This is a genomic window from Natronorubrum sp. A-ect3 (assembly GCF_041821125.1).
GTDB lineage: Archaea > Halobacteriota > Halobacteria > Halobacteriales > Natrialbaceae > Natronorubrum > Natronorubrum bangense.
On the sequence record NZ_JBGUBB010000003.1, the window covers coordinates 64,823 to 76,812 of the forward strand.

The 11,990-nt window shown below is 53.9% G+C and carries 7 protein-coding genes; 3 read left to right on the forward strand and 4 right to left on the reverse strand.

Going from position 1 to position 11,990, the window contains the following annotated elements; translation table 11 throughout:
• Positions 1-18 precede the first annotated feature (18 nt).
• Genes ACERJA_RS12405 through ACERJA_RS12420 form a run of 4 tightly spaced genes read right to left on the reverse strand, consistent with a single transcriptional unit; the run spans position 19 to position 5,598 of the window.
• Positions 19-777, reverse strand: coding sequence for a hypothetical protein (locus tag ACERJA_RS12405; protein WP_373608552.1), 759 nt, complete (start codon positions 775-777; stop codon positions 19-21).
• A gap of 5 nt (positions 778-782) precedes the next feature.
• The gene (locus ACERJA_RS12410; protein WP_373608553.1) at positions 783-3,905 is read right to left on the reverse strand and encodes a hypothetical protein; all 3,123 of its coding nucleotides are present in this window, start codon (positions 3,903-3,905) and stop codon (positions 783-785) included.
• The gene (locus ACERJA_RS12415) at positions 3,902-4,759 is read right to left on the reverse strand and encodes a hypothetical protein (RefSeq protein ID WP_373608554.1); all 858 of its coding nucleotides are present in this window, start codon (positions 4,757-4,759) and stop codon (positions 3,902-3,904) included. The genes ACERJA_RS12410 and ACERJA_RS12415 overlap by 4 nt, the downstream gene beginning before the upstream one ends.
• Positions 4,756-5,598 (reverse strand): hypothetical protein, encoded by an 843-nt coding sequence (locus ACERJA_RS12420; RefSeq protein ID WP_373608556.1) that lies wholly within the window; start codon positions 5,596-5,598, stop codon positions 4,756-4,758. Before ACERJA_RS12420 ends, ACERJA_RS12415 begins: the two co-directional genes overlap by 4 nt.
• A gap of 561 nt (positions 5,599-6,159) precedes the next feature.
• On the opposite strand from ACERJA_RS12420, the gene ACERJA_RS12425 reads away from it, so the two are divergent.
• The 3 genes from ACERJA_RS12425 to ACERJA_RS12435 are packed head-to-tail and all read left to right on the forward strand — an operon-like array spanning position 6,160 to position 11,923.
• Positions 6,160-7,122 carry a hypothetical protein gene (locus tag ACERJA_RS12425; RefSeq protein WP_373608557.1) on the forward strand — a complete coding sequence of 321 codons (963 nt, stop codon included), beginning with the start codon at positions 6,160-6,162 and terminating at the stop codon, positions 7,120-7,122.
• The gene (locus tag ACERJA_RS12430; RefSeq protein ID WP_373608558.1) at positions 7,119-9,845 is read left to right on the forward strand and encodes a DEAD/DEAH box helicase; all 2,727 of its coding nucleotides are present in this window, start codon (positions 7,119-7,121) and stop codon (positions 9,843-9,845) included. The genes ACERJA_RS12425 and ACERJA_RS12430 overlap by 4 nt, the downstream gene beginning before the upstream one ends.
• A complete protein-coding gene (locus ACERJA_RS12435; protein WP_373608559.1) occupies positions 9,842-11,923 on the forward strand; it encodes a hypothetical protein in 2,082 nt (693 codons plus the stop codon). Before ACERJA_RS12430 ends, ACERJA_RS12435 begins: the two co-directional genes overlap by 4 nt.
• Positions 11,924-11,990 lie beyond the last annotated feature (67 nt).

The window sequence follows — 11,990 nt, forward strand, 5'->3', positions numbered from 1 at the left end:
GAATCCCGTCAGGTGGCGTTATATCTTGAGTTCGACGGCGTCTGCGAGGTCTGTGACTTGCTTGAGTTCCTGGAGGACGTCCATATCGACGTCGCTGAGATGGACGGAATCCTGGCTTAGTTGCCGGATCACGTCTACTGTTTCGTCATCGAGACCGTGGGTCTGCTTGAACGCTGACAGGCCCTGAAGCGATTCGTTGTTCTTCCACTGCTTACTGGCGTTTTCCCACTCATTGACGATGCTGGATGCGTTTTTGGCAGGATTCTGCATACCTTGGTGAACGAGTCGTTCGAGCCAGTTGACCGTCTGCGCGAACTTGTCTTCCTGCTGTCCAATAATGCGCTGGAGTTCACGTGCTGACGAGAGACGATCGTCCCAGTCGCTCCAGTACTCGCGAAGTTCGTCTTTGACGGTCTCTGTCGCTTCCTCCACCTCGTCCGTTGCATCGGAAATCTCCTGCTGCAAACGCGCCGTGTCTAAATCGACAAGTTTGTGAGTTACCTCGTTTCGGTCCCGTTCCGTGGCCGCTTCCGCCTGCTCAAGTGCAGACGTCACGGACGGGAGATTGTCGGAGTGGGAGAACGCTTCCCGGAGAAGTCGGCGGTAGAACTGGAGTTTTGACACTGCTTCCGCCAACTCCTCGAGTTCCTTGTTGAGGCGCTCGAGGGAGCGCTGGGCAGACTTTGCTTTGGCGTCGACATTTTCAGCGTCTTCCTTGTTCTTCGCTTTTTGCTCGATCTGTGAGGCCGCGTCCGCCAGTGTGGTTGCGTTGCTCATTGGTATTAGTAGGTGTTGAGTGCGCTGACAACGTCACTACGCTTAGTTTCGTACTCGTTGAGATCGGAGAGATTTCGGATACGATCTTCGAGGTCTGTACTCTTCTCGACCTTGTGATCGTCAAGCGTTCTGATCATCTCATCCAATGCCTTGTAGATCTCCCAAGCGTGGTGTTCGGTTTGGCTCTTCTCGAACTGGTGGAGAAGTTGCAACCGCTCAAACGGCGATTCTGTCTCCGGTTCGAGGAAATCCTCTACCACTTCCCCGAACTCGCTGAGTTTGACGTTCGTCGAGTCGTCGGTCAGGAGGTTGTGAGCGTCTTGCCACTGCTCCAATTGCGTTTTGTCGAACACCCCGAGGCATTCGAAGAGTCCTGTCGGCGGCGAGTTCCCACTGCCACTTCGTTCGGTATCGCCCTCGAGGACGTCGATCAGGTCTGTTACGGTGTGCGACGAGTCATACCACCGCTGAACTGCGTCCAGTTCCGATTTGAAGTGTTCCTTGAGGTCGGCATCTGTCAGCATCGACAATTCAACGGCGTAGTCCGAGATCGCATCGAGCAAGGCCGTCACATGAACTGGGGCATTACTTCGGCTCGTCCCGATACGGAACGCATCCGGTCGATCTAACTTCTCAGTGTCGATCTGCTGTGCGAGTGAGAGGTATTTCTCGGGGTTTTCAGCGATGTCGCGTTGAACGGGTCGAAGTCGGTTGTGGTCTATGACGTTCTCCTTGAGCAGGAAAAAGCCCTGAATGAGGCCATTCTCTTTGTCTTTGTCCCCCGTGAAATCGCCCCGTCGTCGCTGCAAGTCCCCAAGTGCTTCGGTTAGACTATCTCTTCGGCCAAAGGCTTCGACGAACGGATTATCGTACTCTCTGTCCGATGGTGTAGAGTCCGAAAACACAGTCTCAGTATCAAACTCCGTCTCACCGTATTCTGCATTCATCAGAAGGTACTGACCCAGCAGGATACAGTGTTCGGTGGTGAGTTCGTCAGGAAGGCAGTTCTCAACCGCCTCGCGGACGTCGTTCCGGAAATCGACGACTTCGTTTGTTGCCCACGACCGTAATCGCTCAACGTTAGCGTCGCTCGGGAGTTCGTCTTGGATGCTTGCCTGCAGGATATCGGTATAGAGGTCCAGATTTTCCTCGCCGAACGGAAGCATTACATCAAGTCCGTCTCGTTCGTTCGGACCCTGAATTGAGACGGGAACGTTCTGTCCACGAGTGTAGTAGATAGCCCGTTTTCCACGCGTCGAGCCGTTGGGATTGGCGACTCGAGTCGGGTCGTACCACATTTCTAAGATATCTTCCGCCCCCGACCGAAGCACGTTCGAACTATCGTAGGAGTCTCCCGTCGAAACCCAGTCGTAAAAGTCGCTTAGTTGCTTCTTTTTGCGCGATTTTTTGACTGGATCAACTATTGTCCCATCGGGTTCGGATGGCTCTTCGGAAGAACCGTCGACACCGGTATCATCGGTCGTTCCTGTGTCGTCAGTCGTTGGCGTCGGTCCGTCGTCAACTTCCGAGTACTCAAGTTCGACTCCGGAGGACGTGGGGCCGAGAATATCTGCGATGGCCGAGTTAGCTTCGAACAGCGCGTACTCGTCTCCGTCGATCGTCTCTATCGAGTCGGCAGCCTCGTCAATGTCGAACGTTTTCGCGACGGCGACGTGAAGGCGTACAGGCGAATTCTCCTCGGCCTGTACCCCGTACCAGGTTACAATTTGTTGGACGCGGGTATCGTACTTCGCAGGAGTAACTGCGGGCACTACGTCGGCGACGTTCGTGTTCTTTTTGACTGACGTGTACGGAGGTTCGTCGGAGAGGAGGCATCGGCGAACCACCTTTTGTAGGAGGACGCGCGGCGTCTGTCGTGGGCTTCCGTCCTCCTGGGCGTTCTTGTAGGCTCGCCGGATGAAAGCCTCATTAAAGGGATACAACTGGTCGAACGCAGATTCAACGTCTTGTTCGATGTTTCCATCCGATTCCGACTTGATGACGCTGAGATACTTCTGGACGAGTTCGACTGAGAGCGAATCGTCAAGGAAGTACGCTTCGCCGTCGTCGGTCAGACTCAGGTATCCCTCGGCCCGGTCTTTCAAGTACGTAAGCGCATCCTGAGACTCTCTGTCACCCAGTGCATCCTGCAAGTCGTCCTGCTCGAATCCCGTTGTGTATCCGAGAACGATATCGTAGCACGCACTCTCGACTTGAATGATCTGATCGAGCAGTTGTTCTTTCAGGACCGAGAACGTCGTCACGTCCTCGCAGATGATGACCGGTCGTTTGTCGTGCTCCTCGACATACCGTTGCGCGTAGTCTCGGAGTTGTCCCTGGAAGTCATCGACGCCGATGAGGTGCGAGAAGTGTCGATGAATCTCATCTCGCAGCGCTTGCCGTAGCACATCCTTGTTCTTATGAAAGAGAGTACCGGTACCCAATCGCAGGCGGATATTGCGATAGTCGTCCTTCGAAATTAGGTTAGGATCGAAGTCCGTCTCGTCTCCGTCTTTGAGCCCCTTCTGATACTTTTGAATGTTGTCTTTGAGAACGGACTTCAGGTCGCCACCCTCCGGATCAAGGATGGTATCGATGTTTACGTCGCGAAGTTTTTGTCCGGGATTTGCCCGCAGGTTTGCAACAATCCCTTCAGCGAGGTCGCCTGCGTCCAACTCCGTTACCTGATCGACTTCGGGATCGATTCCGAGCGGTTCCGCGAGCGTCGAGATAATTTGCTCGAGACTTGTTTCGTTCGCCTTGATGTGCAGCGGGATTCGGTCCTCGACGCCGTCAGCATGACCGATCCCTTGCAGTTCATAGTCTAACCACTGACAGAGCTGACTTTTTCCAGAGCCCGTCTCACCGCGGAGAATAAACGTTCGAATATCGCTGTCAATATCAGCATCGAGCAATTCATCACGGAACTTTTCCTGATCGACGAACTCGTCCTGGTACGTACCACCGAGAAACTCCGCGTGAATTTTGTCGATATCGAGATGCGTTTTGTAGAATTTCTCGGGTTCATCTACCTGCTGGGAGGTAGCGGTCAAGTACTCTTTGACTACACTGTCCGTCCATGCGCTGCTGTCGTATCCGATATTTGACATGTTTGTCGATTTGCTCATTGTGAAACCTCCAGTTCGTGACTCTCGAGCGGATAGCTGTACGCCGGCGTCGAAGGACGCTCCCCAAGTTCGAAGCTACTCGCCTTGTCGGCGTTTGCACTCGGGATTTTTACCTCGTACGTCGCGTCGCTCGGCGTCGACAACTCGAGGATGTCATCGGCGACGAGGACGTCGAGCGTGCTATCCAGTCCGGCATGAACACGCGGTATTCCACCACGGTCCTCGTAACATCCGAAGAAGTTTGTCTCGATCCAATCGAGCGCTTTCCGTAACTGGGTCGTGTCTTCTCGACGGGTAAAGGCGTCCAAGAGATCGTATACGACGACCGGTGCGGGACTAGTCAGCACGTCCTGATTATCGCGAACCGAAACCAGTCCGAACGGCGACATGAGGTTATACCAAGTTTGGATCTTCTGGACGTTCCAGTCGAACGGATAATCGCCGAGTTCACGCTTGACGTCTTCTAACAGGTCCTCCTTATCGTAGAGGACCATGTCCTGTTCGACAACGACCTCGTGAATGCGTGCAAAGTGATCTTGCGGTTGCTTCTGTTGTTTCAGATGGTGGAACACGCGGAGTTCGAACGGGAGATCCTCAAAGGGTTGGCCGTCGATCGGTTCCACCGTCCGATCTGAGGGCTTGTCGACGAAATCGAGGGTCTGTAGGAAATTGATGGTGTAGTCTACCGATCTGGTACTGGACTCCGCTGAAGGTTTGACAAACTGACTGTGCAACTGGGAAACCGGCGTGGCTTCGGAGATGGCTTGGAAGACCGCCTTCACCTCGGCGCCACGCACGGACTGGTAACTAACAAGATCTCGAGCTGGTTTGTCGGTTGCGTACGTATAGGTCATCGATTTGGATCGTTCTGGTATTCCGCTAACTGCTCTGCATCGAAGTTGCAACGGTGCAGCGTCGCTATCATTCTCTTTGCAATCTTTTCTGTATCCCCTTGTTCGATCCACGATCGAAGTGCCTGCGTCACGTGAGCAGTGTACTCCTCAAAGAGTTCTTCAAGTTCGTGCTCAATGAAGTAGTACAGCGGCTCCCAGATCGGGCTGTCCGGCGGCGCCTGATCGTACTCGAACAGACCCGTCAGCGTGGCCGCCGGAGCGTCGTGTTTGGCGTGACACTCGGAAATACGATGGAAATAGAGATTCTTCGTATCGTGGAGTGGGAGTTCAGAGTCGACATACCGTTTCACGTAATCATGAATCAACTGTTCGTACTCGAAGGTTATCGCGTTGAACTGGTCAGCAACGGACCGCCCGGGAGAGGGCGTTCGAGACGGTATGTGTGGGGAATCAGTGTCCGAAACGAGCACATACGGACTGTCGGTTTTCGCCGCTCTGAACAGGTCCCACGTGACGTCGGCCTGTGAAATATACTCCTGATCCAATTCCTGCTCGTGTGGAGGCTTGAGCTGGTCGCTCGTCACGAGGTGCACCAGCGGAAACGCTTCACTCGAAAGTGTGACGTCGGACGGTGCACCGTGCTCGTGTTCGACCAATTGAAATTCACGGGCCCACAGCGGGTCGTAGAGAAAATCACCGAACCCGAACTCGAGAAAGAACGGAACACTACGGAGTTGTGCACGTGCCATCCGGTCACGCTTCTCAAGTTGGGTATCGTGGATAATTATCGGAGACTCCCCTGTCCCAATAAACTCTGCAAACGTTGTCTTCTCGGACACATTCGGATGATTACACCAATTGTTCATGAATGTATCTGATTTGTGTGAGGTGAGGTGACGTTCGTATCGTTTCCCTTCTCTCGGCCTCTATCAGGTCTCTCCGGCACACCCTTCGAACCGCTGGGAGGTACTCGTAAACGCACTGAACGACTCGCTGTCGTCTCGGAGTTCCGCTCTTTGCTTCTCGTTCTGCCTATCTTACGAAGTTCTGTCATAGGCAATATCTTAATTCGTCGGTTCCTATATAAACGAGAAATTCTGTAATTCTCGATGGTTGGATCTAATCCTCCAAGCATTCTTGATGTCTCTTTGATAGCTTTTTTTATTACTCAGAGACAGTAGTAGGCACAAACACATAATCCATCTTATGAATATGTTCATCTATTACAATACATTTAACGTGGTCTATTCTAATCCAGATATATAGTTACCAGATGATATATCTACATGACATTGGAAAGTGAAAAATTCGAAAAAGTATTGTCTCAAGCGAGACGGAACTTAGGAAACGCTCGAGACGAATATAGTTCGCTCGAGGGATCAAGAGAGATTCCGGATCGAATGGTGGAAGCGATCGGCGATCTCGAACGAGAGATCGACGAGTTGGACAACGAGATTGATATCTCCAAAGAGGATAGCGAACTTGCGGCCGAAACGGCACGTCGCGTCGAGTTACTGTACGACGTCCTGTCAGGCCTCCGAGAACAGCAAGCGCTGATCATCGAAGCGGATATCGAGCGCTATCGACTCTGGTTGGATGGCGTTTCTCGTGCGATCAGAAAACACGGCTTAGATGAACTAACCGGTGATCGAGACGAGGTTGAACGATACTGTTCAACGATGGAGAAATTAGTCGACGGCGGACGACACGAGCGCGTAATCAACAATGATCGGTTTACGCTGGCGACGATCGACAACAAGCTCCGGGCAGTTGACGAGAAAATGCGCCGCTCGCTCGATCACGAGGCCCACACTCGAATGTGTCTCGGTGTCTATGAAAGCCTTCTAGACGAAATTCACGAGTCGGTAGCAGCCCTCTCTGAGGAAAATCCTCGACGTACCAGCCACGCTTCTGATCTTCGGACTGTGAAACAACATCTGAAAGACGCGACCGCCGCACTCGATCGTGATGCGAACGAAAAAGCTGCAGTTGAGGCGCGTACTGCGCTTGCAGGCGCCCAAATGCTTCACTACGTACTCGTTCGGGATCGATCGGATCAACGCGTTGCTGAGCGTCTCGCCGCGATTATTCAGGATACAGGACTTAACGTCGATTGCGACGTTTCCGATTGCGAAGCAAGCGGCGACGTAACGACGCTAATCAATGGGATGGCCGAAGCAATCGGCGGCGAGGTTAAACTCTCGAAAGAGGCCCGACTTCGAAAACTCCTCTCCGAACACGATGGAGACGTGATTCGAACCGCCGAGGCGACGGATTTCGATCTGCCTTCAATTCTGGATCATCTGGAACAGCTGTACAGCGACGACCAAATAGACAAGATCGTTATTGAGTTTTCAACATGAGTTCGAATACAGGTGAACAACCAGCACTCGACGTCATCGAACGTGCGTGGTCAGCGTTCACCGACGCCGAGTCGGTGTACAGGGAGGTTCAAGACGACATCGTCGATACCGTCACAGAAATCTGTAGCAGTGAAATAAACGCTGGGAACTATGATGCTGCTGCACCGTTGACCGACGTTTTCGACGACTTTGCTGCAGACCACTGTACGGACGATAGTGAGTTTACGAGGGAGGTGCTCGAGTCCGACGCGGTCATCGTCGACACACTGGACCTCGGCGAGGAGAAAATCGCTCGATCGCTCTTTCAGCGTCTCATAGAGGAACTGACCGATAGCGGGCAACTACTCTATGTATACAATCGTCAGCAAGTTCGGAGTCACGTCGCAGAAATGGCACGATACTTCGCGTTGATTCGGCAGCGACTTACCGACGACACCGACTACCGTTTCACGCCGAATCTGGTCAAGATGGTCAAGTTGGCGTCAGCGGATCGCGAACAACCGATCACCGGAAGAGGGAAACCCGAGTCTGCTCGATTCCGAGAACCGATTAGGAAAATAAACGAACAGATCAAGGACGATTCGACGGAACCGGCCTGGGAGTTACGCGATTCCATCGGGAGCAGTTGGCGCGACGTCGTCCAGGAGACGATGAGTACGATGAGTACATTCTTCGACGAAGGGTTGCCCGATGAGTTCGATTCTCTGGCGGCGTACCAAGCACGTGCATTCGAAAATCTATACCTCGACGCCATCACCGAAGGGGACGATCACAATTCGAAATCGCACGTCGTTACAGCGAGTACCGGCGGTGGAAAGACAGAAGCGTTTATTTTTCCGACATTAGCCTACTGTCTGACCGCGACGAAGGCGAACATCCGCGGAAACAAGGCCGTTCTGACGTATCCTCGCCGTGATCTCTGTAATAACCAGTTTGAACGAGCGTTCGAGTACATTACTGAACTCAACCGTATCGAAGGATCACTCAACGATTCGTTCGAGGACGCACCGCTCACGATCAGCCTGCAACACAGTTCCAAAGATGACGTCACACTCGATTGTCCCCACTGCGACTGTGACGGAACCCTCGAGGTACCGGACGACTACCGGAGCACTCACTTCGTGTGCAACCGATCCGATCGCCACGAGATCCGTTACGCCAGCGTCGACCGGCGGGATGCAGCAGATGTCATAGTTACGACGCAGAACTCGCTTCACCGTCGCCTCATGGATAAATACGGACGATCGGCGTTTTGGGAGGCGCCGTACCCGCCGAAGTTCATGGTGCTAGATGAGGTGCACATCTACACCGATCAGGCGGGAATGAACGTTGCGAACGTCGTTCGCCGATTCAAGCAGAGCGTCCGCCGCTGTGCCCATCAGCAATCGCCGACTCTCGTTGCGTCAAGCGCGACTATCAACAACGCCGAAGAGTTCACGAGACGAATCTTCGATACGGACGGAGCCGAGCGTATTTCGCCGACGAGCAATGAGACCGACGAACTCAGCAGGGAACACTTCATCTTTGTAAAGGCGACTGATCCACGGGACGTAGTGGTCCCTTATGGGGACTCCGTCTACAAACCTCGCGAAGAGTGGACCGAGATGGAACCGACGACAGCGACGAACCTCTCCTGTATGATTCAGATCGCGTTCGCGTTCTTCCACACGATGCGAAAAGAACGCGCGGGGAGTCGTCCAGATCTCGACGTGAACAAGGATCGCGTCCTTGGGTTCGTCGACTCGATCGACTCGGTGAGTCGCCTTGGCGGGTATGTCCAGGAAGCTGAAGAAAACGGACTGTTCAAACTCCGGTTTCCGGACGCTGTCCTCGGCGAACGAGGAAACAATCCCGACTGCCCGCGTGACCTGTTCCGTGGCGCGACCGACGATCAATATGACGAAGATGCAGTCTGCGAGTCGTTACCCCCGAATCCCAACGTGAACCCCTGCCCCGTCTACGAAGACGGCGAATGCTGGTGGACGATGCAGGATCGCGAGTTAGATCTCGAGGAAATGACCGTCGCGATTCATAAGAGCGGCCGAACGCAACTCGCGGGGTCGGATCGATCGGCGGATGACGACTGGGACCAACTCATTTCGACGAGTGCACTGGAGGTCGGTTTCGATCACTCCAGTATCATCGGTACGTTTCAGTACCGAGCACCGCGGAATGTTCCAGGATTCTTACAGCGAAAGGGCCGCGGCGGACGAGATGCGAAGGACGAACCGATTACCGTCGTTGTCCTCGGCTCGACCCCGACTGATTCCTACTACTTCCACCACTCGAACTATCTTAGCGAACCCGAAGACGAGCATCTCGAGATTCCGCTGGACGAGGAGAACACGTTCATTCGTGCAGAGCACATGACGGCGGCTATCCTCGACTACTTCAACGTCGTCGATAGCGTCGATGCTGATCGCATTTTCACTGGAGGGCGGCGGACTGGTCCAGATATAGACTATCTCGAGCGCCAGTTCGACAGACATCGCGGTCAGATAGCCGAGTGGCTCAAATCGTCGTTCTCGGCTGACGATTCCGAAGTTGAGCGAGTTCTCTCCGAGTTCGACAAGTACGTCGTCTCGCTTGGCAAAGACATCACGCCCGGTAGTGAAGACTCGCCGTACTGGGAGTTCTTCTCGCGGGTGGCCAGCAGAGACAACCCGAAGCCGGCTTACAACGAGATTGAACAACTTATTTCGAATCTTCAGGAGGGACGATGAGCGAGAAATCTCTCGAAAACGAGGAAGAGCGATCGATCACAATCGCCGAACGTATCGGTCGACTCCAGGGGATTCGACAACACCTCGAAGATTTCGAGTCGAAGCCGTACACCTATCTCGATCTTGCAGGTGTATTCGACAGCGACCCAGTTGCGAACACGCCGTACGTAATTCCAAAAACGTTCATCCCGGAAGAGATCGGCGGAAACGTCACGGTCACCAATGCAGACAGCGACTCTGACGAGCAACTCGCCCAAGAGAATCTCAACCAGATGCTGAACAATTTCCTGCCGGGTGGATACAAGCAGCGATGGGGTGATTTCGATCTGTGGAGGGGTGCCTGGCATCATCAATCCCAACCCGGACACGCCGATATCGGACCGATGTTCGAGTGGGCGAATTCGTATCCACTGACCGATTTACTTGGCGACGTCTCGGAAGTCCCGTACACGGATCTCAAGTTCGATCCCAAGAACGTCCGCGTTTACGTGCCGCTGACGATTCGGGTCACGAAGGAGAACAAGGCAGATCCGGAGTACGTATGGCTTCCCGAGAAAGGGATCGTCTGGGCGGGTGATCCACCGCTGCAGACGGAACCACTCTCTTCCGACCCGACGACGAACTACCGGTGGTTCAAACACGTAATTGGCGACTTTGAGGGCGAAGAACGGACTATCCCCGATAGCGACATTGTCACTGGATTCACCTTCGACGAAAAGTGTGAGTTCGCACGGTGTTATTACGCGTCGCTATTGACATTGTATCCGAAGGAGACGATACAGCCGAAGTCAGGGATTATTCGGTACCGCTGTGAAGAAGACGACTCGACCGCCTTCATCGCCAGTAAAGAACGGAGTCAGTTGTTGAGTTTTGAACTCGATCGGACCGAACTCCGCTCTCGAATCGATGCGGCGATTGAGAACGATTCGAAACTGAAACGGGATATTCAGTTCAGCTTCCTTCGTTCACTCGTCTGGAAACGGATGTTCTTCGAAGAGGAGGCGCTTGAGCACGAGTTCATGATCGAGCCGCTTATTGAGCACCTCATCGGCGTCGACTACCAGCGCCGCGTCATCGATGACGAGCAGATAGGCGTCTTCGGGCTGTCGGGTACCGGTTTGGCGGCTGCCATCGACGACTTACTGCCGGACGACTCAACGCGCCACCTTCGGCTTCTCGGTCACGAAAGCAAGGAGGTATCCAATGTATTGGCTGCCGTTGAAGACCACCCGGCCTTGGTTGCGGAGTTGCTCGCTCGGTGTCGGAATCCTGGCCTCCTCGCCGAGTTCGCGGAACAAACGCTCGTTCACTCCGCCGAGCACGCGCTGTCGACGTGGTCGAATAATCTGACGGGCTCGGGAACGTCCTTCGAACTCTGGTACGACGTGACGTTTCAGGACGGTGATGACGACTGTGCACGGATCGCAGTGTATGATCCGGTACAGGGCGGTGCTGGAATCGCAAAAGAAGTATATGAGAGTATCGACGACGCGTCGGACTTGCAAATAGACACCGGTCTGGGAAAACAGGGCCTGTGTCATTCAGCGGCCGCGGACCGTGCGACGGTCGAGTTGCTCGCGACCCACCCTGACGGTGCACTTTATGACGTGTACGAGCGCGACCGCGACGAGTTTGTCGAAATGATCGAAGCAACCATCGCAAAACTAGTCGACGACTCTGATGCGTACTCGAGCGATCTCACATCGCATGTTGAAAAACGCGTGCGGTCGTTGTTCGAGACGCGAGAGTTGGCGGCGTTCTATTCGTATCTAGCGGGCGAACACGAGACTGTCGAGGAGTTAGTCGGACGGGTGCCGACCGCGGTCGACCTCGCACTACACCTGAACCGGCACGTATTCACAGACCCACAAATCAAGACGACGTACGAACGGTTCGCGGACGACTCCGGACGGCGCGATATCGCCGAACTCGGCGAACGACTAGAAGAACTGACTATCAAGTGCGTGACGGCCTGTCCAGACTGTCTCAAAACTGACGGCGGATTGTGCGTCCACGGAACTCGACAACAGGGAACGACGCTGAATCGACGACTGTTAACTGCGGTATTCGACGAATGATTCGGAACATAGCCACGGTCCACGAAGAACAGAGCGACGAAATAGGCGAAGAAGTGACTATTCGGTG